The following is a 21,835-nucleotide window of genomic DNA, read 5'->3' on the forward strand; positions in this document are numbered from 1 at the left end:
TATTATGCTACAAGTTCGGCATAATTCAGCATCATTTAATTAATACATCTTCTCGATGATATCTGCATATTTTTTGATAACTACATTTCTTTTAACCTTCAAGGTAGGGGTAATTTCTCCTGTATTGATATCAAATTCTGCCGGCATTAGAGTAAACTTCTTTACTTTTTCGTAATCGGCAAGATGGTCCTGTAGTTCTTTAATTTTCTCTTTATAAAAACCAACGATTTTTTCGTTTTTCACGGCCTCAGCCCAATTGGTAAAAGGAATCGCATTCGTTTTCATATAGTCATGCAGAAACTCAAAATTCGGGACAATCAGAGCTGAAACAAATTGTCTTCCTTCTGCGATCAGCATGATTTGTTGAATGAAATTATTATTGGTCAAAAGGTTTTCGATTTGTTGGGGAGCAATATATTTTCCGTTGGATGTTTTCATCAGGTCTTTGATACGGTCTGTGATCACAAGGTTTCCGTGTTCGTCAAATTTACCGGCATCACCGGTTTTAAACCAGCCATCCTCTGTAAAAACTTTTTGAGTTTCTTCAGGTCTGTTATAGTATCCTTTCATGATCCCGTTTCCTTTGGCCTGGATCTCATCATTTTCACCGATACGGATTTCTACTCCCGGTAATGGTTTTCCACTGGTGCCGTGTTCAAAATGCGTTAATGGGAACAGCGTTAAAGTAGCTGTTGTCTCCGTTAATCCGTATCCTACCGTTACATGAATTCCGACTGATTCAAAGAATTTGGTTACTTCAGGGGATAAAGATGCGCCTCCGCAAGGTAAAAACCAAAGTCTTCCACCCATTTTTTCTTTGATTTTGCTAAAGACCAGCATATCTGCAACGGATTCCTTTACTTTTAATCCAAAAGGAATAGGTTTTTCGTTTCTTCTCAATTCGGCGGTTTCCCAACCGGTTTTCAATGCCCAGTCAAATATTTTTTTCTTGAGTGACGAGCCTTCTTCTGCTTTTTCCAGTACTCCTGTATACACCTTTTGGAAAAATCTCGGCACCGCGCACATTGCTGTAGGCTTCACTTCCTCCAGTGCTTTGGCCACATTTTTCGGGTCTTCAAGAAAATAAACTCTAGCTCCTCCATATAAACACAGCAAGCTCCAGCTTCTTTCAAAAACGTGGCTTAATGGCAGGAATGCCAATGAAAGTTCTTCTTCAAAGTTTTTAAATTTAAAAAATTCAAAGTGAGAGTCAAAGGCTTTAATAAAATTACCATGGGTAAGCATGACCCCTTTCGGAGTACCGGTTGTTCCTGAGGTATAGATCAGTGTTGCGGTATCATCGTTTTCTTTTTACAGATTTCAAGCTCCTGGGAAGCGTTTGCTATAAAATCTTCAAGGTAGAAACTACTCAATTCTTTCTTGATCCACACTGCTTTTTTAGCAACAATAATGGTTTCAAGATTATTTTCCTGTTTATGTAAAAATTCAAGACAAGCATCATACTGAAACTGATTTCCCACCAAAACGGCTTTAGATCGTGAATCATTGATGATGTATTCTGCCTGCTCGGCATTATTTGTTGAGTAAATAGGAACAGTAACTGCTCCGATAGCCATTGCTGCTAAATCAACGATCATCCACTCTGAAGAGTTATCAGAATAGATCGCTACTTTATCCCCTTCCTGAATTCCTGATTCTTTTAATGCATTAGCTGTTTTGAAGATAATTTCACTCAATTTTTTCCAGCTCAGCTCTTTCCAGGCTTCCTCTTTCTTTTTAAAGCCAATAGCAGCTTTTAAAGGATGTTTTTTTATATTTTTATGGATAATTGCCTCTGCAAGATTCATTTCTTCAGCTTTTTGTCGTTAATATAATTGTTTAAATGAAAGTCTATACTTTCTTTTACGGGAATAAACCGGTAATTCAGTTTTTCTTTGACTTTGTGATTGGAAATGGTATTGAACGAAGATATAGCCTCAATATTTGATTTTGTAACCATTCTCAGCTTCGGGATCAACCATCCGAAAAGGATATTGGCGAAACGTCCCAGATTGAGTAAGGATTGACTAAGAATTTTAGCGTCTTGAAGCCCTAGCTTTGATCTGATTTGTTTTGCTATTTCAGCATATCTGTTATTTTCAGCGACGATAATAAAACGTTCACCGAAGATATTGTTTTCCATCAGCTCAATGGCTGTTTTTGCGACGTCGCGTACGTCCACATAGGCAGAACCTCCTGCAAAGGTAAAACTGTTATCTTCAAAAGTAGAAAAGAGCTCTCCGCTGCTCTGGTTCCAGTTTCCGCTTCCTATAATCATTCCCGGATTGATAATGACAACGTTTAATCCTTCTGCAGAAGCTCTCCAGACCTCCATTTCGGATAAATGTTTAGAAATAGCGTACGCTGAATGTTCCAGTTTCGGATTAAAATCGGAATCTTCATCCAACTCTCCTTTTTCATTATAATTATCTAATACAGCAACAGAACTTACATGCAGAAATTTTTTAACATCAGATCCTTCGCAGGCAAACAATAAACGTTCTGTACCTTTGATATTGGTCTGGTACATTTCTTTTTCATCTTTAGGATGAAAGCTTACTTTTGCGGCACAGTGATATACTTCTTCTATACCTTTTAAAGCAGCTTGTAAAGAATCAGGATCATTAAAATTAACATCAACCCATTCGATTTTATTAAAAAAATCATCAGGATTGTCTGTATAAAAGCGGTATGAATGCCTTACCTCGTTTAAATTGCTGCCCGGTCTTTTGGAAGCACGTACCTCTTTACCTCTTTTAAGAAGTTCCAGTACAATTATTCTTCCCAGAATTCCGGTTGCACCCGTTACAAAAACCATTAATTATTTTACTTGATTGCTGACTAAAATATGACAATATTTTCTATCCGGCAATTCTTCAGGTTCCTGCAAAAGTTCCTTCGAAAAACTGCTTTTGCAAATTTGCGATTTTTAATGCAAAATTCAACTTTATTTAACCAATATTATCACTTTGAAAACTATTAAATATGAGGTTAAGAAGTCTAAATCTTCAATTTTAAATGACAACAAAGGCAAAAGATTGGTACACTTACGTCCTTAAAAGCTTAAAATGGATGTTGAAAGAGGATGTAGACTTTACAATCAATCTTTTTAAAATCAGAAAAAAAATCCTGAAAGATCATCATTCGATCTTTCAGGATTTTACAGTAATGCTAATATAATTTTAAGCCATTACCATATTATTTCTTCTCGGAGCTTTATCACAAAGAAGTTCTGCGATACTTTTGGAGATCAGGTTTCCGTCGGTAAGATTATCCAGCCAGAAGAATTCTCCGGCGGCATTGATCTCGATGAAATAATACTCATCTTCAGGGGAAACAATCATGTCTATCGCTCCGTAATCAACGTGATATACATCCAGCAGCTCCAACAGTTTTGCTTCAACATCGGCAGGAAGCTCAGTTCGGACCCATTTATCAATCAGTTTAATACCGTCTTTTCTCCAGTCAATCTTTGCATCCTCAGATTGCTGCGAATCAATTTCAAAAGCATACACATCTCTGCCTACAATGGTGATCCGAAGCTCTCTTTTCTTTTCAATCATTCTTTGAAACTGCATCGGGCAATACAACAGCGAATCAAGCTCTTCAAGTTTATCTTCATGTACGACATTGGTAAAGACTACATTTTCCACTCCATTTTCATAAATAGCAAAACCAGTCTGCATTTTCGCTACAACGTTCTTATTCTTTACAATAAATTTTCTTGCTTCTTCAGGATTGTTGGTAAGACAGGTATCAGGAATAGTAAGCCCGATTTTTTGAGCAACCTTCAGCTGTTCTTCCTTACTGTCAAGCCTTCTGTAGACACTGGGTTTACCTAATGAATAGGCATCTACAGATTCAAAAAAACCAAAGAGCGTATTGCGGATTTCTCCCATTGCCGCTCCGTAAAATTTTGAGTCTATTTCTTCTTTCAGACCTTTCCCTATATTATATGCTCTTCTGTACCAAATGGCTGAGATATCATCTAAGCGGTATTGGGCGTCAGGAGTATCGAGAATGCTGATCCATTCTCCGTCCTGGAAAACAGTTGAAAGTCTATTGTGCAAAGGGTATAGGTCAACATCAAAACGGATCACTTCACAGTTATTTTTTTCGATGTATTCTGTTACTTTTTCAATTGAAAAGTTATCTTCGGTATGGGTTATAATTAAAATTTTATTCATGGAAATTAATTCTTTTGATAAGATTATCGGCAATTTTTTCTGCGATGGGAAAGTTCAGTTCTTTTTGCAGCATTCCCCATTCTCCCTGTGGATTCACTTCGAGGAAATAATATTTTCCGTCTTTTCCTTTGATCATATCGATAGCGCCAAGATAGAGCCCCATTTCCTGCATCATGGATGTAAGATTTTCTTTTATCTGATCAGGAAGTTCATAAGCTGACCAAAAATACTCTTCACGCGTCAATCGCCAGTCTGTGTTTTCACTGTTGTTGATTTTCCCTGTAAAAAATTCGCCATCGATATATACAATGCGTAATTCATATTCTTTTTCAATATAGGGCTGAAAGATCATCGGACAATAGGCAATATCTGACAGGTGCTCCAGAGAGTCTTCTTCAATAACTGTCGTGGAAATCATGTTTTCCCCCGACATTGTTTTTGCCGTTACACCATGGAGCTTAGCTATTGCTTTTCCGTTGCAGTACTGATGAAAGAAGTTTTTTATTTTTTCTTCGTTATTGGAGAAAACGGTTTCAGGAATGATAAGTCTGTTTTTTTCTGCAGTTTTCAGCTGAAACATCTTATTTCCGTCGATCTTCTTTTCAGTTTCATAAGGGTTGATCCAGGGAATATCTTCTAAAACAGTAATCAGGTTATATCTCAGACTTGCATATTCACTCAGGAATATTTTCTCATAATCCGGGTCCAGTTCTTCCGGAACACTTATTTTCCAGGCTTTCCGGTGCCATACTCCTTGGATCTGTTCAGAATGAATGCTATTTCCGTATTCATCTGTCAATTCAAAAGAATTTTCGGTTACACTGATCTTCTGGAAATGGTTCAGACGATCAGAGTTTAATCTGAAATAAGGGACATTCTGAGAAGAAAGATATGCAAAGAAGAGGTCTATATTATAATAATCCTGTGAATGGGTGATGCAGAGAATCATTTTGCCGGTGTTATTAAAAGGGAAACTTAAAGATTAAGTTTCCCTATTATTAATTTTAGTGTATACTACTTGATTTATAAAGGAACAGATACTGTATCTTCATCACCATCAGAAGGATACTTCATCGTGTGCTGCATATCATCTTTTGGAGAAGTCACTGTATCGATAGCTGGTTTAGTAATAGCATCTCTTTCAGGAATAGACATGTCTGTACCTCCTTTTACGGTTTCCGGATCTTTCACTTGTTTTTCCAGGAATGATGCGAAAAACGGCTTCTTTTTTGAGTTGTTACCTTTCATATGATTAATGATTTAGCTGTTTTTATTATGCTTCTAAAACATCCTCGTCACCATCGGACGGATATTTCATGGTTACATTATCATTTTTATGCGTGCTCACGCTATCCTCAAGAGCTGCAGTAGTAATATGATCTTTGATCGCTGAGGTTACAGTATCTACAGTAATTAAAGTAATCGTAGAGCCTCCTTTCACTGTTTCAGGATCTTTAATTTGTTTTTCCAAGAATGTTGCGAAAAACGGCTTCTTCTTTGAATTTTTGTTTTCCATAAGTTAATATTTTTATTTTTTTGACAAAACCAAAGTACAAAAAATTCATCTTATGGAGAAATAATAAAAGATTTTAATAAAATTTTAACACTATTTCAAATTACAAAGAATAAAATTAACCAATATTCAAAAACTGCTTAACAACAATTGCAAAATCCACAGGATTTTCAGCCTGAACCCAATGTCCTGCATTTTTTACGGTAACAATTTGAGCTTTCGGAAACTGCTGTTTTATGCCGTATTCATCCTGTGGTAGGATATAATTGGACTTCGCGCCGGCGATGAATAACGTTTCACCTTCGAAAACACCGAACTTTACAGCATTCGAAACAAATTCATTATATTTTTCCGATAATGTCTTAAGATTAAATCTCCATTTCAATTTTTTATTGTCATCCCAATACAGGTTTTTAGTAAGGAACTGAACTGTAGACCTTTCAGGAATATATTGATTCAGGACAGCTTCTACTTCATTTCTTGACCCCACTGTGTTAAAATCTACAGTTTCAAGCGCTTTTATAATGCCCTGATGATGGGGAGGATACGCTTTTGGAGAAATATCTACAACAATCAGTTTTTCAACTTTTTCAGGATATTGTATAGCAAACTGCATTACCGCTTTCCCGCCCAGGGAATGTCCTAAAACATGAGCTTTCTGAATGCCGTAATGATCCATATAGCGGGCAATATCGTCTGCCAGATCATCATGTGACATATCCTCCGAATGGAAGCTTCTGCCATGGTTTCGAAGGTCAATAAGATGCACCGGAATAAACTCTCCCAGGTCTTTTCCAAAACTTCCCCAGTTATCAAGCATTCCAAATAATCCGTGGAATACAAGAAGCGGCGTACCGGATTGGTTCTCGCCAAATATTTTTGAATTTAAAATTTCCATATTTTTAAGTAACAGATTTAAGATCTCAAATTCCGTGTGACAAGTAAAATCATACTATTGATCAACACTCTCCCACAGATATCTGCTCTCTATTTTACCATTTTGCCAGCCTTTTCAGATAAGCCTGAACTGTATTTTCCAATCCCATATAAAGTGCTTCAGATACGAGTGCATGACCGATTGAGACTTCAAGTAAATTAGGAATATGATCAGCAAAATATTTTAAATTGTCTAAGCTTAAGTCATGTCCGGCATTGATTCCCAGACCCAATTTTGTGGCTTCTACTGCAGTATCGTAATAAGGTTTGATGGCGAGCTCTTTATTGTTAAAATAATCTTTTGCATACGCTTCGGTATACAGCTCTATTCTATCGGCTCCTGTTTTTGCAGCAGATTCGATAAGCTCAGGTAACGGATCTAAAAAGATGGAGGTACGAATTCCGGCATTCTTAAATTCCGTAATAATTTCAGTAAGGTACTCAAGGTGTTTTTTAGTATCCCACCCTGCATTGGAAGTAATAGCGTCATCAGCATCAGGAACCAGCGTTACCTGTTCAGGTTTTACCTCCAGCACCATATCAATAAAGCTTTTGTGGGGATTTCCTTCAATATTAAACTCAGTCGTAACCAATGGTTTCAGATCATAGACATCTTTTCTTGTGATATGTCTTTCATCCGGTCTTGGGTGAATTGTAATCCCCTGTCCGCCAAATTCCTGAATTTTTACTGCTGCTTCTGTGACACTTGGTGTCTCACCTCCTCTTGCATTTCTTAAGGTCGCAATTTTATTAATGTTTACGCTTAGTTTTGTCATTTCCTTATTTAGATGTTAGATAATATAATTAGGGACATAAATACGGAACCCTATCCTACTGCTTATTTATGTTTTCTAAGTATATTATCATTTAAAATTAGATTAAAAATTATACTGAATAGGTAAGGTTTACTTTCTCAGACCTTAACGCTTACCTGCATTACCTGAAGCTCAAATTCCTTTGATGCGACCAGCAGATGGTCAAAGATATCCGCCTGAATTTGTTCAAAATGCTCCCATTTCGAATCATTGGCAAAACAATAAATTTCCAGAGGAAGCCCTTGTGGAGTGATTTCCAGCTGACGGACCATTCTGGTGCCATTTTTATCAACATCAGGATCATTTTCTATATACTTCTGCGCGTAATATCTGAACACCCCGATATTGGTCAATTGCCTGCCATTAATGATTTTATCTCTGTGCTGTAAGCTTTCTTTCTCACTTTTTATTTCCTGCCGTTTCTTTTCCAGGTATTCAGAAATGAGATTGATTTCTTTTAATCTTTCTATATCCTCATCTGTAAGATATTTAAAAGAATTAATATTAAAATAAATAGATTTCTTGATCCTTCTGGTATTGGATTCAGACATCACCTGAAGGTTTTTGATCTCCGTTGTCAGTAAATCGTAAGTAGGAATAGTAGAAACTGTCTTGTCAAAATTGGTGATTTTTGTGGTAAGAAGGTTGATTTCTGTAATATTTCCTTCAATACTGTATTTTGGAATACTGATCCAGTCTCCCACTTTCATATTTTTTGAGGTAGCCACATGGAGTCCGGTTACAAATCCTAAAATAGTATCTCTGAAAACCAATACTAAAACAGCTGTAATGGCTCCTAAACTTCCTAAAATAGTTCCTCCTTTTATCCCGAAAACAATACAGATACCGATAACCGACAGTACAAAAATTCCAAAAATTTTGACTGTTTCAGAAATGGCATTAAGGGTCATGATTTTATAATAATCCTGCTTGATCACAAAGTAGTTTCTGAAAGCTGTCAAAGCCCTGAAAAGCATTCCTGCAATCACAAAGATAGTGGCCACACTTACAATGATTTCCAGCAATGCAAAACTTTTGGGATGTCTGTAAAATACAGACAGTAATGCGTATCCTGCAAAGTTCAGTGCTCCTAAATGAACTACTGAGTTTGTAATTCTTGAATCATAGATTGATTTTAAAACAGGATACTTTTCTTTATCAAAAAAATATTTGAAAACAGTATTAACGATTAATTTAAAGATGAAATCCAAAAGATAGATGAGACCTGCCAGAAATATAAATTTCAACATGATCTGAGTGGGAAGTGCCAAATCAGGATATACATGATCTCTCACAAAATAATGGATCTGATCACTGATATTCTGCAGAAAATCCCGGGTATCTTGTATTTCGTTTTTCATTACAGCAAATTTATGAAATTAAGAATCATGATTTTAGTATTGACAATCAATTTTCATCCCAAATTTTAAAATCTGTTATAAATTATCTTTTTTCATATCTTCGTTTATATTTTAAAGAATGGATACTACAATCATCAATATTCTATGTCTTGTTTTATTATTGGTCGGGATACTGGGAACTTTTCTTCCGGTACTTCCGGGATTATTATTAAGCATCTGTGGTCTTTTGATCTATAAATTCGGGACAGATGCTGATCTTCCTATGATTTATATCTGGGCTTTCAGTATTCTTACCATCGCTTCTGTGGTACTCAGCTATGTAATTCCTGCCAAAACGAACAGAAAATATGGAGGAACCCGCTGGGGAAGCATCGGTTCAGTGATCGGAACTATTGTAGGACTGTTCCTTCCCATTCCGCTCGGCTTTCTGATCGGAATGTTTGCAGGAGTGTTTATTGGTGAGATGCTTCATGATAGCAAGGATATGAATAAAGCCCTGCAATCTACCAAGGGAGCGTTGATCGGATTCATTTATGGAACCGGTTTCAGTTTTGTAGTGGGAGTGGCAATGTTTTTGGTGGTACTTTTAAATATGTTCGATATTATTTAACCTAAATAAAGAAACTATGTTCCATAAAATCTTCATACTGAGTCTGGGAATATTTGCATTAACAGGATGCGATGCCCAAAAGAAAATGAAAAACGACCCAAAAAAAACCGATGCGATGTCCGATACAAAAGCAACGAAACCGAATGATCAAAAAGAAGGCATCATTTACTTTACGGAAGGGGAAAATAAATTTCTGAAAGCCTATGGGATGAATGTAACATTCAAGGGAATTTCTGAAGACAGCCGCTGTCCTGAAGGGGTCAACTGTATCTGGGCCGGGGTGGCCGTTGCGAAGATTCAGGTTATGGGAACCGCTACCAGACCGATGACTCTGGAGCTTGCAAGCATGGATCATCCTTCCAGAAATTACCACCAGTCTACAGACTTCAACGGCTATATGATCAGCTTACAGGAAGTAACTCCTTACCCTAAATCAGAAGGAGGTACAGCTGCTCTGGCCGGAAAATACAAAATAGGAATCAGTATAAAAAAGGCTGAAGAACCTTCAGACACTACCAGGAAATAGGCTTCTTGCCTTTAGAAACAAGATATTCATTAATTTTTGAGAACGGCTTACTTCCAAAAAAACCTCTGTAAACAGAGAATGGCGAAGGATGTGCAGATTTCAGAATAAAGTGCTTGGCCGGATCTATCAGTTCGGCTTTTTTCTGTGCAAAAGCTCCCCATAAAACAAAGACTACATTTTCCTTTTTATCGGAGATCTCTTTAATGATAAAATCGGTGAATTTTTCCCATCCGAGATCTTTATGAGAGTTTGGGGTATGTGCCCGGACTGTAAGGGTTGCATTTAATAACAAAACGCCTTGTTTTCCCCAGTCATCCAGCTCTTTTGACGTTCGCACCACGCCCAAATCATCTTTCAATTCAATAAAAATATTTTTCAGTGAAGGCGGAGCGGCAACCTGCTCGGAAACAGAAAAACACAATCCGTTAGCCTGATAATCATTATGATAAGGATCCTGACCAATGATCACAACTTCTACATCTTCGAATGGAGTAATTTCCAATGCTCTGAAAATCTGATTTTTCGGGGGAAAAACTTTTGTTGTAGCATACTCGTTTTTCACTTTTTCCCAAAGTGTTTTAAAATATTCAGTGCTTTTTATTGGGGCTAAAATTTCTGTCCAGGTCATGATTGATGGGATAATGTGATGATTTAAATACTCCGGCTTTACTTACAAGCAGGTTACAAAAATATCTTTTAATTACCAGAACACCAAATCCCGCTCTTCAGTTAATTAGGCAATAACTTCCTTGCCGGCCTGAATATTTTCACTCTTTTTTCAATTAAGATATAGGAAAAATAAGAGAGTATCAAAGAAAACAGGATCAGGATCAGATTGTTGATGAATACAATATCCACAATGTTTATATATTGTTTTCTGACGATATAATGTATAATGTACAACGAGTATGAAATATTACCCAACAGGTATATTGCTTTGGTTTCCAAAAATGTTTTCACAAAATTCTGTCCTCCCTCGTATAAATTTTTAATGATAAAAGCAGATAATAAAGGGATAAAGAACAATCCCCGATCCGTATACAAAAGTAATACAGACAATATAATGGCAATATAAATGAAATAACCGTCCTTCTTTATCTGGATACTTGAAAAAGATACAACACCAATTCCCAGAAGATAAGAAGAAATTGTTCTTACCAAAGAATTCAACCCGTACGGAATATCAAGATACTTTGAAGATTTCCCTATCTGCATGGGAACATCTGCACCAATATGAAGGGTATCGGGAAGATGTGGAAGAACAAATCTCAGCAACAAACTTGCAATGATTAATATCTCGCTTCGTATTTTGCAACGTATGATAAACCAAAGCATAAAGGGGAAAATCAAATAACAGATCCACTCTGTGCTTAATGACCAATAAACTATATTCAACAGATAATTGGGATTAAAAAAGCATTGTAATAATGCGGCATTGATCAAAAATTTGGTTTTAGAAGTTTCCACGAAAAATAGAGCAATCACCAAAACCGATATAAAATACACAGGATAGATCCTGTTGACCCTCTTTTATAAAAATCCCAAATGACCTGAAAATTGAGGCTCTTAAATTTCTCAGAATAAGAAACAGTCAGTAAAAAAGCACTCAGGACAAAAAATATATCTACTGCCACATAGCCCTTTCCTACAATACTTCCGATAAGGATATTTTTAAAATAAAAAAAATGAAAAAACGTTACCCATAGTGCTACAATTCCTCTGAGGCCGGTTAATGATTTTACTTCATTTTTCATAAATAGTGTACATGGTTATAATTTATGGCGAATATAAAAAAAAACATTCATAGCCTTTACACTTTCATTCTTTCATTTTTTAACATAAAAAGCAAGTTTTCATTTTTTTCTCCATTATCTTTTGCTTCCTGCAGAACAAAGCCACCTTTTATAAGGAGCCTCTGAGAACTTTTATTATTTTTGTCGGTAAATGCAAGAACTTCTTGCAAATTCAGAATAGTAAATCCATATTGTAAAACAGACCGCAGTGCTTCTGTCATCACTCCCATCCGGTGGTATTCTGGAAGCAGTTCGTACCCGATTTCTGCAGTTTTTCTATCTTGAGAAAAGTTCCACAGGCAAATGGTTCCTATCAGGTTTTGTTGGCCTTTATCAGAAATCCCCCAGAAGATCATCTCCTTATCTTGTGTCTTTTTTCTGATGTGCAGTATAAATTCCAGTGCATCGTAATTATTTTTTGGTGAATTCCTTTTCACATACTGATTAATCATTTCATTACTTCTGATTTTCAGGATATCATCAATATGGCTTTCGTTAATTTCTTTTAATAATAATCGATCCGTTTCTATTTCCATAACTCAAATGTACTAAACGGATTTGATTCAGGAGTGGTCATATTTTGTTCTCTTCGTGTCAAATTGCCTCATTTTCAAACGTGCACCGCATCATATTCACATTTTCTCACTAAATTTGCAGTGTGTATATAGATAAAGAAGATTTAGACGAATTAGAGTTTCCGCAATTGCTCGCGGAAATCTCCCCATTTGCGTATTCTCCGAAAACAAGAGAAAAAATTCTTCAACTTCGTCCGATGGAAATTGACGAGGCGGAACTTTCGTTAAAAAAAACGTCAGAATACCTGTCAAGTTTTGAAAGTTCAAATGCGATTCCGTTTGATGAATATGAGGATATTGAAAGTGAGCTGAAACTGATGCTTATCGAGAATTACCGTCTGGAAAACAGTGTTTTCATCAAAATAAAAACCCTTACGGAGCAAATCGGAAGGCTTCAGAAGTTTTTCCCTACCATGCCTGAAACCTTCCCTGTTTTGATGGAAGAAGTTTCCGTTCTGGAATTCAGAAAAGAAATCATTGAAAAAGTAGATAAAGTTTTTAACCGTTTTGGTGAGGTAAAAAGCGAAGCTTCCCCTGTATTAAAAGGATTGAGAACAGAAATCCAGCATGCTAAAAAAGCGATCCAGGAAAATTTCAACAGAGCACTCACCACCTATGGACAGAGCGACTTTTTGGATGACATAAGGGAAACAATTATTGATGACCAGAGGGTACTGGCTGTAAAATCAGGTTTCAAAAAGAGAGTTCCAGGACGAACTTTGGGAATTTCAAAAACAGGTTCTATCACTTATATCCAACCGGATAGTGTGGTAAAACATTATTTTAAACTTCGGGAAAACGAAGAAGAAGAGAAAAAAGAGATTGATAAGGTTCTCAGAAAACTTACTGCTGATCTTGCAGAATTTCAGCCTCAGCTATGGAGATATCAGATGTATATTTTTGATCTGGACCTGACAAGGGCTAAAGCAAAATTCAGTGAATCCATCAATGGAGTGCTTCCTAAGATCAACCGCCACAAAACACTGAAGTTAAAAGATGCTTACCATCCTTTGCTATGGCTTAGAAATAAGGTGGAAAATAAAACTATTTTCCCTCAAACCCTGTCGTTAACGGAGCACAACAGGATTATCTGTATTTCCGGTCCGAATGCCGGAGGAAAATCCATTACCCTGAAAACTGTAGGATTGTTGCAGCTGATGATTCAGAGCGGTATTCTGGTTCCTGTGCATCCAAAATCGGAGATGTTTTTCTTTGAGAAGATGATGACGGATATTGGTGATAATCAATCTATCGAGAACCACCTTTCCACGTATTCTTCAAGACTGAAGAAGATGTCGGGAATCATCCGCGAAGCAGATGCAGATACCCTCCTATTAATTGATGAGTTTGGTACAGGTTCTGATCCGGAACTTGGAGGTGCCTTGGCCGAAAGCTTTATGGAATATTTCTATGACAAAAGAGTTTTGCCATCATTACCACACACTACACCAATATTAAACTGGTGATTGAGCAACTTCCGAATGCTCAGAATGCGGCAATGCTTTTTAACGAAGAGACCCTGGAACCCATGTACAAACTGGAAGTAGGTCAGGCAGGAAGTTCATTTACTTTTGAAGTGGCTGAAAAGAATAAAATTCCAAGGTTTATCATCCATTCGGCGAAGAAAAAAGTAGAGCATGACATTGTCAACCTTGATAAAACGATTGTCAAACTTCAGCAGGAAAAATTTGAAGTTGAAAAACTGAAATCTGATCTTGCAGAAAGAAAAGAATCTGTAGAAGACAAACGCGATAATCTTCAGAAGCTCAATGACCAGCTTCAGCAGAAGTTATTCAACTTTCAGAAGCTGTATGAGGAAGAACACCGTAAACTTCAGTTTGGAAATAAAATTGAAACGTTCATCGACAGTTACACCAAGGGTAAATCACGAAAAGACGTTGTCAAAGATTTTGTAAAATTACTGGAGCAGGAAAAGTTCAGAAAACTGGGCAGTGATAAGGATGAAACGAAACGTCTTCAGGTGGTTAAGAGAAAGATCACCCAACAGCTTAAAAAGGAAGAAGTGATTGAAAAAATTGCTGAAACCAATGAAAGACTGGAAGAGAAACGCAAAACCGATCGCGAAGTCTGGATGAAGGTAGGACAGAGAGTTCGTATAACGGGAAGTACAAGCGTAGGAACTATTGAGAAAATCTCAAGAAACAAGGTAGTTGTTAATTACGGAACTTTCAAAACTACGATTGATTCGGATGAACTTGAGAGAATTTAATCAATCTGAAAATCCATTGATTCCAATATAAAAGAGAGTGTCTGATGATGCTCTCTTTCTTTTTGATCTCAAACCCTTGTCTATATTTTTATGAATTACCGTAAAAACCATTCAGAATACAAATAAAGCTGTTCTGTTTTCACAAATTTACCATCAAAAAATTAAAACAACTCCTATAACATAAATATCTTTTCAACAATTTTTAATTTATATATTTGGGGATCTAAAATTTGTGATAATGGTTTCAGTAAACAAAGCATTCTACTTATCGGTCTTCAGTATTTTCTCTGTAGCATTGGCTAAAGGACAGAATAAGGTTCCTTTCGGCGTGGTAAAAGCAGAAGAAGGATATGCCAATGTACGTGTACACAAGGATAACTACCGAAAGATTGTAGATAAAATCCGTATGCGCAAAGGAGATGTCTTTGTTTATGTAAAACCTGCTCCCGGAGAAACGGAATGGATATGGATCAAATATCCTGAGAAACAGGATGATGACAAACCTTTTGTAAGATATGAAACCCTTGATAAGGAAGGAATGGTCAACAAAGAGCGTATTGCCTATATTGATCAGCTTCCGGCCTACACTCCCACCAAATCAAAAAACGGGAAATCTATGATCTTTACAGATAATTCCGACCCTAAAGTTCCTACCGCGCAAAGAAGCAAAGTAGTTATTGACGTCTACCCTTCCAATGCAGGTTACCGTAAAAAGGAAAAGGACGCCAACGGAAAGATTCTTACCATTGATAAGATAAAACCGTGGGGAATAGGCAACGACCTTCCTGAAGGGATGACCGAGATCAAATCTATCAGAGTTCAGCAACCGGGAAGAGGTTCTGTTTTTGTAAGAGAAGCCATTAAGAACATGTTCCAGCCTACTATGGATTTCAATAATGTATCGGTAACGGCTCTTGACAATGATAATATTTTTCTTTATATGATCAATGGTTCAGGAGAAAACAGATATACGACTCTCTGGACGATCAAAAAAGGGAGAGTGATCAGTCAGATTATTTATCATAATCCGGAATAATTTCATTATTTTTGCACCCGAAAAGTTTTATACTTATTCATCATAGAAACTGGTTCTGCTTAACCGCAGATTAAAAGGGAACCGTGTGAAAATCACGGACTGTCGCGCAACTGTAAGTAACAAAAGTCTTTTATAAAAGATCCACTGTGCGGGGCATGGGAAGGAGATAAAAGATGTTACAAGTCAGGAGACCTGCCTTTTTCTTAAACAAGAAACTTTCGCGATCTGAAGTTGTTTTGATCTGATGGATTGTTTCAGGGATTTTTAAAGTTCCTGTCATTATTCTGTTGTTTGATAACATTTCATTTCGCTTTAATTAATAATGAAATATGACTACAGAAGAAAGAATTGAAGCATCCGAAACAAGAATCTTTAAAGCGGTTTTTCCTAACACTACCAACCATTATGATACTCTTTTTGGAGGCACGGCTATGCAGCTGATGGATGAGGTGGCTTTCATTACCGCAACCCGTTTCGCAAGAAAAAGAGTGGTAACGGTAAGCAGTGACAAAATTGATTTCAAAAAACCAATCCCGGCAGGAACAATTGTAGAGTTGATCGGAAAAGTTTCATATGTAGGAAAAACGAGTATGAAGGTAAATGTTGAGATCTTTACCGAGCAAATGTACTCTTACGAGCGAGAAAAAGCGATTATAGGTGATTTTACTTTTGTAGCGATTGATGAATTCAAGAAACCAATTCAGATACTATAATATTCACGAATGACTCGGGCGGCCAAAGGCCGCCCGAGTCATTCGTGAGCTAGCCCTTTACAATGTTTTTATTCCGGATTCTGCTTTTAATATACAATAAGCCAGCTACACAGCTGGCTTATTTATTATTCTAACAAGGATCTTATTTTATAGGTAACCATTTACTTCAAAACTTTTTCAGTTTCCAGGCTTCTGTTCAACAAAAGTTCAAAAGCCTCACCCATTTCATCTGAAGCCCTTGTGATAGCATTTTCCAGCATATTTCTGATTTGTCTCTCCGTTACCCCAGCTTCCGTCCAGCTTTTACCTGAAGTATGCGAATTGAGAATAAAGGGCATGATTCTATCGATAGCACACGCAAAAATTGCATCCGGTGTTTTTTCCTCTTCAAATTCAAGCCATAGATTAAAGAATTCCGTACGCAAAGGTTCATCTAGGATACCAAAAATATTCTGAGCCGATATTTTCTCTCTTTCAAATTTACCTATCATCGCATCCTCATCAAACAGAAAAGTATCTCCTGCTTCGATTTCTACCAGATCATGAATAGAAAGCATTCTTATTACTCTCAATAAATCTATATCCGCGCGGTTTTTAGCATAGGGATAAAGAATCTGAGCTAAAATAATGATCTGCCACGAATGCTCGGCTGTGTTTTCCCTTCTGGAATCATCTGCATTGTAATTTCTTCTTTGTACGTTTTTCAAAGCATCTACTGCAAGGATAAAATCGATCTCTCTCTGAATCTTCATTGTACTTTCTATCTTTTATATTGTTCTGATGAATATACTTTTGTTTTAGTCATCCATTTATTGTTGACTTTCTCTTTTGTAACAACTTTTACGCGGTCTTCCTGCGTCATATCTTCCTCTTTTTCCAGCACTGCTTCCAGTCCCTTATTAGGAATTACGGCGTATTCCGTTGTAAAAAACATGCAGCATCCTGATTTGCCTGTAGCAATAAGCCTTTTCCGCTTGTGATCTACGGTAAATAATCCAAGAGAATTGGATCCGATATCAGTCAGCTCTGCACTTTTCACAAAAGCCATTCTCGTACTGTTAAACACATAGACATCGTAGGAATCAGCACTATAATTCCCCATATTTCCGTTTCTGATGGCGATATCTTCAGTTCCGTCAAAATTAAAATCATCAATAATGACCGGACTTTGTTCGTTGGATAGCTGAAGCATCTTACCAGGGACCAATTTCTGCCCCTTTTCTAAATTAAATATAAGATTATCAGAAGTAAAAGTCTGTACTTTAGTGTTTTTGTTATCGTATAATTCTATCGTTCCTTTATCTTTACACCGGTCATCAAAACAATTTTCCACATTGATAATTGCATTGTATTTTTTTGATGCATTTTTAATCTCAAACTGGTATTGCCCAAAGCATAAAGGTCCCAATACAATAGCCGCAGATAAAATCTTATACGTATTTAAAATTTTCATAGTAATAGTTAATAGAGATTGGTAATAATTTATAACAAAAATACAAATCATTAAAGCGATCACAAAATCTCCGGGCTATTAATATGGGCAACCAAACACTTTCTTTTTCAAAATTAGTCTGATTTTTCCTCCTTTACCAAGCTCTGTTATAAATATCCACCGTTTTTTTCACTTAAAAAATGAGTTCCGGTAATTCTATCAAAAACAGGATGGAAAATTATTATACTGATTATCAATATATTAAATATGTTATTTTGAAAATTTTACTACTTTGTATTGCATAATACCATTTTATTTACATATCTTTGTAATGTAAAATTAGAATAGGCTCAACTAGCTAGGGGCATTTTTCTAAAGATTATAACTAATTAACAAAACTTATCAAAGATGAATACTGAAAATACCAAAGCGCAAATGCGAAAAGGAATTCTGGAATTCTGTATTTTAAGTCTCATCAATCATCGCGAAATGTATGTTTCCGACCTTATCGATGAACTTAAAAAGGAAAGCTGGATGTAGTGGAAGGCACCCTCTACCCTCTTCTCACAAGACTTAAAAACGGGGAATTTCTCTCTTACAGATGGGAAGAATCAACAGGAGGACCACCCAGAAAATATTATCAGATTACAGAAAAAGGAAAACTTTTCCTGAATGAACTACTCAATACCTGGAATGAACTGACGGCTTCAGTCAATCAAATCACTCAAAAAAATTAAAAAACAAAGCTATGAACAAGACACTCTCAATAGGACTCGCAGGTTTTTCTTTTACGATAGAAGAACACGCATATATAAAGCTCAGCGATTACCTGAATGCTCTGAGAAGCTCACTGGATGCTTCGGAAGCAGATGAGGTAATGCATGACATAGAAATAAGAATGGTGGAGATTTTCAATGATTCTCTGGGAAAACGTGAAGTAATCAACGATACTGACGTAGAAAAAGTAATCGCACAAATCGGGACCCCTGAAAAAATTGAAGAACAGGAGGAGGCTTATTTTTCAGAAAAAACATCTACCAGAAAGAACAATTCAGGAACCAATTATACAGATAAAAAACAATTGTTCCGCGATCCTGAAAAGCAAAAAATTGCAGGAGTATGCGCAGGGCTAGCTCAATATGTAGGAATGGATATTACGGCAATGAGAGCAATCTGGCTAGGTATTTTTATCCTTGGCATCTTTACAGCAGCCATTTCATCATCATTGATCGGACTTCTGTATGTTGTTCTTTGGTTAGTCCTTCCTAAAGCTGAAACCGCAGCAGATTTCCTGAAAATGCAGGGAAAGCCTATGAACTTCGACAATCTTAAGAATGAGTCTAATAAATTGGTACAATTTGCCAATGAATCTACTCAGAGGGTCGGAGAGATCTACAACGAAAACAAACCATACATCACTAATGCCAGCAGTGGAATCTGGAATGTATTCAAATATATTGTCGGTGGATTATTGGTATTGATGGCTATAACAAGTATTATCGGGGTATTTGTTTTATTTGGTCTTTTCGGAATGGATACTGATTTTCCGGGGGCCAATCAGATCAGATTCTATATGGATGATAACGGACTTGATAAAGTACTGGCAGCCATGATGATTATCGGTAGTTTAATTCCTGCTATTATCTTCAGTTTACTAAGTATCAAAATTTTCTCACCAAAAACAAAACTGAGAAATATCGGATGGGTAATCGGTGGATTATTCCTGCTACTTATCGGATTAGGAACCTATTTCGGAATCAGTATGGCTAAGAAAAACCTGATCTACAGAGGAAGTAAGGAAGATATTGAAAATGTTGCCATCAACACCAATTCTGATACGGTATATGTAGATGTAAAACAAATCAATATTCCACAGAATTTCAAAGCATATGATGATGATATTTACTCTGATAAAAAAACAGTATATGAAGAAGATTACATCTCTGTGGATGTCACGAGAAAAACAGATATCAAAACACCTTATCTGATCATTAAGAAAGAAGGAAACGGCTACAATTACCCTGTTCAGCTTACAGTTCCTGTAGAAGTAGTGAACAACAAAGTAATACTTCCTAATTTTATGAAGTACCCTTACGAACACAGGTTCAGAGATTACAGAGTAGATTATGAATTGGTTGTTCCACAAAAAACAATTGTACTTCCATTAAAGAAAAACGGGATCCACTTCGATGGAGACTTAAATGGAGACGGTATTGACGACAACGGTGAAGATGATGACTACAACAACCACAACGGAATCAGAATTGAAAAAAATAAAATCACCGTAAACGGTTCAAGCATAGAATATAACTCAGACGATAAAGACAGCATTATTATCAACGGAAAAAAAGTTCCCAATAATCAGGCTAAGAAAGTAATTGATTCTGTAGCATCCGACATCAAAAAAATAAATAAAGATGTGGATATCAAAATCAAAGACGGAAAAAACGAAATTTCCATACAAACTAAATAATTAACTTCAGAGAGTGGCAGAAGGTGTGAATGGATAGCAACCGTTTGAAATTCACACTCTTCTTCTCTCAGAAAAGTGAAAAAAATCATATTATTTAATTCGTCATGTAAAAAAATTGTTTTAATTTCGTAGTACTAAAATTAATAACCAACTCAACAACCAAAAACACTATTGTTATGATCCAATTTGCACTAGAATTCGTAATGAAAATCGTAGATTTAATTAACGGTTTATTTTAAGAGCGATAATATTTCAATATATTTGTAAAGTATAACCAATATTTGGTTATACTTTTTTGTTTTTAATCCAAGAATCTATGAAAAAGCTGATAGGCAAATTGATGTTAAAATTATTGGGATGGAAAGTCGTTCTTCAGGGAGATGTTAATACCCTCAACCGATGTATCCTTGTCGTGGCTCCGCACACCCACAATATGGAATATATTCTAGGTAATTTCGCTTATTGGTCCTTGGGGAAACCCTTAAAAATAATCATTAAAGACGCTCACACTAAAGCCTGGTATGGAAGTGTTGTAAAAGGGCTAGGCGGTATCGGTATTGACAGAAGCCAGAAAAACGATCTTGTTAATTTCGTTGCCAAGCAATTCGCTAAAGAAGATTTCAGCCTTGTGATCACTCCTGAAGGAACAAGGAGCTGGGTTCCGAAATGGAGAAAAGGGTTTTATCATATGGCATTAGCCGCAAAAGTTCCTATTGTGCTGGCTGCAGGAGATTTCAAAAGAAATATCGTCTACCTGGGCTACACCATTCCTTACGAAAGAATTGCTTCAGTTCCTTTTGCTGAAATCATGCAGGAAATACAGGACTATTATGTAAAAAATGATATTGTTCCTAAAGTTCCTGAAAACTGGAATCCGGATATTATGGGCACCGGAGAATAAAAGCTGATAAAATCATTTGTAATTAATCATTTATTCATCATAAAAAATGAAAGACCAAACCAAAGAAGAAATCCTTATGTTTTTAAATAACTGGGGAGAGGGTGTAACATTAGCAAAGACACTTGAAATAAAATTTATTGATATTGACGTAGAAAATGAAACCCTTACCGCAACCATGCCCGTCCAGCCAAAAGTACATCAGCCTTTCGGAATTCTGCACGGCGGAGCCAGTTGTGTACTTGCTGAAACATTAGGGTCAAGCCTGTCTAATTTTTTTATTGACGGAAATAAATATTACGGGGTAGGAACCAATATCAACTCCAATCACCTGAGAAGTAAAAAAGACGGAACGGTAACAGCAACTGCGCGTTTTATCCGCAAAGGAAAAACAATGCACGTTTCCGAGATTGAAATTCGTGACGAAAAGGGAACACTCATCAACCATACAACGATGACCAATAATATTATTCTGAAATAAGAAGCATATATCTTCAACGAAAACCCAAGGCTCAATTTTTTTGAGTCTTTTTTATTGGCTTTCGGTAATTTTCTGTCAATATATCGATCCATCACTACCGTATCAAAGCTAAATCAACGCAGGTAAAAATGAAGATATTTCATAAAAAACAGGTGTTTTAATTTTGACATCTTTAAGACTAATAATACCTTTGCAGAAAGGAAAATCAACTTGGGAATTTCCTGTAATATTTCCGGGTAATGATTTTCAAAACCTA

Annotated in this window: 20 protein-coding genes, 3 pseudogenes and 1 riboswitch; of the genes and pseudogenes, 9 read left to right on the plus strand and 14 right to left on the minus strand. The window is 36.4% G+C overall.

Annotated features, from left to right (window positions below):
• Window positions 1-39 precede the first annotated feature (39 nt).
• The 9 genes and pseudogenes from H3Z85_01475 to H3Z85_01515 all read right to left on the minus strand — a co-directional run bounded on the left by H3Z85_01475 (window position 40) and on the right by H3Z85_01515 (window position 8,812).
• Window positions 40-1,808, minus strand: a pseudogene (locus H3Z85_01475) (long-chain fatty acid--CoA ligase).
• Entirely contained in the window at window positions 1,805-2,818 is a 1,014-nt protein-coding gene (locus H3Z85_01480; GenBank protein QPQ52211.1) for an NAD-dependent epimerase/dehydratase family protein, read from the minus strand. The pseudogene H3Z85_01475 and the gene H3Z85_01480 overlap by 4 nt, the downstream one beginning before the upstream one ends.
• 364 nt (window positions 2,819-3,182) lie before the next feature.
• The gene (locus tag H3Z85_01485) at window positions 3,183-4,187 is read right to left on the minus strand and encodes an MvdD family ATP-grasp ribosomal peptide maturase (GenBank protein QPQ52212.1); all 1,005 of its coding nucleotides are present in this window, start codon (window positions 4,185-4,187) and stop codon (window positions 3,183-3,185) included.
• Entirely contained in the window at window positions 4,180-5,136 is a 957-nt protein-coding gene (locus tag H3Z85_01490; protein ID QPQ52213.1) for an ATP-grasp ribosomal peptide maturase, read from the minus strand. The genes H3Z85_01485 and H3Z85_01490 overlap by 8 nt, the downstream gene beginning before the upstream one ends.
• A 74-nt stretch (window positions 5,137-5,210) precedes the next feature.
• The gene (locus H3Z85_01495; GenBank protein QPQ52214.1) at window positions 5,211-5,435 is read right to left on the minus strand and encodes a microviridin/marinostatin family tricyclic proteinase inhibitor; all 225 of its coding nucleotides are present in this window, start codon (window positions 5,433-5,435) and stop codon (window positions 5,211-5,213) included.
• Between the two features lie 25 nt (window positions 5,436-5,460).
• Complete coding sequence (locus tag H3Z85_01500) at window positions 5,461-5,703, minus strand: microviridin/marinostatin family tricyclic proteinase inhibitor (protein ID QPQ52215.1); 243 nt, start codon at window positions 5,701-5,703, stop codon at window positions 5,461-5,463.
• A gap of 115 nt (window positions 5,704-5,818) precedes the next feature.
• The gene (locus H3Z85_01505; GenBank protein QPQ52216.1) at window positions 5,819-6,598 is read right to left on the minus strand and encodes an alpha/beta fold hydrolase; all 780 of its coding nucleotides are present in this window, start codon (window positions 6,596-6,598) and stop codon (window positions 5,819-5,821) included.
• A 94-nt stretch (window positions 6,599-6,692) separates the two neighbouring features.
• Window positions 6,693-7,412, minus strand: coding sequence for a pyridoxine 5'-phosphate synthase (locus H3Z85_01510; GenBank protein QPQ52217.1), 720 nt, complete (start codon window positions 7,410-7,412; stop codon window positions 6,693-6,695).
• A 137-nt stretch (window positions 7,413-7,549) separates the two neighbouring features.
• Entirely contained in the window at window positions 7,550-8,812 is a 1,263-nt protein-coding gene (locus H3Z85_01515) for a mechanosensitive ion channel (GenBank protein QPQ52218.1), read from the minus strand.
• A 118-nt stretch (window positions 8,813-8,930) separates the two neighbouring features.
• Here H3Z85_01515 and H3Z85_01520 point away from each other — a divergent pair, with 118 nt between their 5' ends.
• A complete protein-coding gene (locus tag H3Z85_01520) occupies window positions 8,931-9,422 on the plus strand; it encodes a DUF456 domain-containing protein (protein QPQ52219.1) in 492 nt (163 codons plus the stop codon).
• Between the two features lie 16 nt (window positions 9,423-9,438).
• Entirely contained in the window at window positions 9,439-9,948 is a 510-nt protein-coding gene (locus H3Z85_01525) for a hypothetical protein (protein ID QPQ52220.1), read from the plus strand.
• Here the strand turns inward: H3Z85_01525 and H3Z85_01530 are convergent.
• The 3 genes from H3Z85_01530 to H3Z85_01540 form a co-directional block, all read right to left on the minus strand.
• Window positions 9,935-10,576 (minus strand): uracil-DNA glycosylase, encoded by a 642-nt coding sequence (locus H3Z85_01530; GenBank protein ID QPQ52221.1) that lies wholly within the window; start codon window positions 10,574-10,576, stop codon window positions 9,935-9,937. The two genes, H3Z85_01525 and H3Z85_01530, sit on opposite strands and share 14 nt — an antisense overlap.
• 101 nt (window positions 10,577-10,677) lie before the next feature.
• The gene (locus H3Z85_01535; protein ID QPQ52222.1) at window positions 10,678-11,283 is read right to left on the minus strand and encodes a hypothetical protein; all 606 of its coding nucleotides are present in this window, start codon (window positions 11,281-11,283) and stop codon (window positions 10,678-10,680) included.
• 475 nt (window positions 11,284-11,758) lie between these two features.
• Window positions 11,759-12,277 carry a GNAT family N-acetyltransferase gene (locus tag H3Z85_01540; GenBank protein ID QPQ52223.1) on the minus strand — a complete coding sequence of 173 codons (519 nt, stop codon included), beginning with the start codon at window positions 12,275-12,277 and terminating at the stop codon, window positions 11,759-11,761.
• Window positions 12,278-12,399: 122 nt separating this feature from the next.
• Here H3Z85_01540 and H3Z85_01545 point away from each other — a divergent pair.
• From H3Z85_01545 to H3Z85_01555, 3 genes and pseudogenes are all read left to right on the plus strand, one after another.
• A pseudogene (locus H3Z85_01545) lies at window positions 12,400-14,546 on the plus strand (DNA mismatch repair protein MutS).
• A gap of 235 nt (window positions 14,547-14,781) precedes the next feature.
• On the plus strand, window positions 14,782-15,582 hold the full coding sequence (locus H3Z85_01550) for a hypothetical protein (protein QPQ53819.1): 801 nt from the start codon (window positions 14,782-14,784) through the stop codon (window positions 15,580-15,582).
• Between the two features lie 33 nt (window positions 15,583-15,615).
• A riboswitch (cobalamin riboswitch) is annotated at window positions 15,616-15,797 on the plus strand.
• A gap of 114 nt (window positions 15,798-15,911) precedes the next feature.
• Window positions 15,912-16,295, plus strand: coding sequence for an acyl-CoA thioesterase (locus tag H3Z85_01555; protein ID QPQ52224.1), 384 nt, complete (start codon window positions 15,912-15,914; stop codon window positions 16,293-16,295).
• A gap of 161 nt (window positions 16,296-16,456) precedes the next feature.
• Here the strand turns inward: H3Z85_01555 and H3Z85_01560 are convergent, their stop codons facing one another.
• The gene (locus H3Z85_01560) at window positions 16,457-17,047 is read right to left on the minus strand and encodes an HD domain-containing protein (protein QPQ52225.1); all 591 of its coding nucleotides are present in this window, start codon (window positions 17,045-17,047) and stop codon (window positions 16,457-16,459) included.
• 8 nt (window positions 17,048-17,055) lie between these two features.
• Window positions 17,056-17,748: a hypothetical protein gene (locus H3Z85_01565; protein ID QPQ52226.1), complete on the minus strand. Its 693-nt coding sequence runs from the start codon at window positions 17,746-17,748 to the stop codon at window positions 17,056-17,058.
• Window positions 17,749-18,135: 387 nt separating this feature from the next.
• On the opposite strand from H3Z85_01565, the pseudogene H3Z85_01570 reads away from it, so the two are divergent.
• From H3Z85_01570 to H3Z85_01585, 4 genes and pseudogenes are all read left to right on the plus strand, one after another.
• Window positions 18,136-18,464: pseudogene (locus H3Z85_01570) on the plus strand (PadR family transcriptional regulator).
• 11 nt (window positions 18,465-18,475) lie between these two features.
• A complete protein-coding gene (locus H3Z85_01575; protein ID QPQ52227.1) occupies window positions 18,476-20,200 on the plus strand; it encodes a PspC domain-containing protein in 1,725 nt (574 codons plus the stop codon).
• A gap of 316 nt (window positions 20,201-20,516) precedes the next feature.
• On the plus strand, window positions 20,517-21,101 hold the full coding sequence (locus H3Z85_01580) for a 1-acyl-sn-glycerol-3-phosphate acyltransferase (protein QPQ52228.1): 585 nt from the start codon (window positions 20,517-20,519) through the stop codon (window positions 21,099-21,101).
• Between the two features lie 46 nt (window positions 21,102-21,147).
• Window positions 21,148-21,579 carry a PaaI family thioesterase gene (locus H3Z85_01585; protein ID QPQ52229.1) on the plus strand — a complete coding sequence of 144 codons (432 nt, stop codon included), beginning with the start codon at window positions 21,148-21,150 and terminating at the stop codon, window positions 21,577-21,579.
• Window positions 21,580-21,835 lie beyond the last annotated feature (256 nt).

It is taken from the genome of Chryseobacterium indologenes (assembly GCA_016025055.1).
GTDB lineage: Bacteria > Bacteroidota > Bacteroidia > Flavobacteriales > Weeksellaceae > Chryseobacterium > Chryseobacterium indologenes.

Bases quoted from the DNA above. Each gene is read 5' to 3' on its own strand.
- H3Z85_01585 (QPQ52229.1), top strand. From the start codon at position 21,148: ATGAAAGACCAAACCAAAGAAGAAATCCTTATGTTTTTAAATAACTGG.
- H3Z85_01530 (QPQ52221.1), bottom strand. From the start codon at position 10,576: ATGACCTGGACAGAAATTTTAGCCCCAATAAAAAGCACTGAATATTTT.
- H3Z85_01505 (QPQ52216.1), bottom strand. From the start codon at position 6,598: ATGGAAATTTTAAATTCAAAAATATTTGGCGAGAACCAATCCGGTACG.
- H3Z85_01510 (QPQ52217.1), bottom strand. From the start codon at position 7,412: ATGACAAAACTAAGCGTAAACATTAATAAAATTGCGACCTTAAGAAAT.
- H3Z85_01555 (QPQ52224.1), top strand. From the start codon at position 15,912: ATGACTACAGAAGAAAGAATTGAAGCATCCGAAACAAGAATCTTTAAA.
- H3Z85_01520 (QPQ52219.1), top strand. From the start codon at position 8,931: ATGGATACTACAATCATCAATATTCTATGTCTTGTTTTATTATTGGTC.
- H3Z85_01485 (QPQ52212.1), bottom strand. From the start codon at position 4,187: ATGAATAAAATTTTAATTATAACCCATACCGAAGATAACTTTTCAATT.
- H3Z85_01560 (QPQ52225.1), bottom strand. From the start codon at position 17,047: ATGAAGATTCAGAGAGAGATCGATTTTATCCTTGCAGTAGATGCTTTG.
- H3Z85_01500 (QPQ52215.1), bottom strand. From the start codon at position 5,703: ATGGAAAACAAAAATTCAAAGAAGAAGCCGTTTTTCGCAACATTCTTG.
- H3Z85_01495 (QPQ52214.1), bottom strand. From the start codon at position 5,435: ATGAAAGGTAACAACTCAAAAAAGAAGCCGTTTTTCGCATCATTCCTG.
- H3Z85_01540 (QPQ52223.1), bottom strand. From the start codon at position 12,277: ATGGAAATAGAAACGGATCGATTATTATTAAAAGAAATTAACGAAAGC.
- H3Z85_01490 (QPQ52213.1), bottom strand. From the start codon at position 5,136: ATGATTCTCTGCATCACCCATTCACAGGATTATTATAATATAGACCTC.
- H3Z85_01480 (QPQ52211.1), bottom strand. From the start codon at position 2,818: ATGGTTTTTGTAACGGGTGCAACCGGAATTCTGGGAAGAATAATTGTA.
- H3Z85_01515 (QPQ52218.1), bottom strand. From the start codon at position 8,812: ATGAAAAACGAAATACAAGATACCCGGGATTTTCTGCAGAATATCAGT.
- H3Z85_01525 (QPQ52220.1), top strand. From the start codon at position 9,439: ATGTTCCATAAAATCTTCATACTGAGTCTGGGAATATTTGCATTAACA.
- H3Z85_01565 (QPQ52226.1), bottom strand. From the start codon at position 17,748: ATGAAAATTTTAAATACGTATAAGATTTTATCTGCGGCTATTGTATTG.
- H3Z85_01575 (QPQ52227.1), top strand. From the start codon at position 18,476: ATGAACAAGACACTCTCAATAGGACTCGCAGGTTTTTCTTTTACGATA.
- H3Z85_01535 (QPQ52222.1), bottom strand. From the start codon at position 11,283: ATGCTTTGGTTTATCATACGTTGCAAAATACGAAGCGAGATATTAATC.
- H3Z85_01580 (QPQ52228.1), top strand. From the start codon at position 20,517: ATGAAAAAGCTGATAGGCAAATTGATGTTAAAATTATTGGGATGGAAA.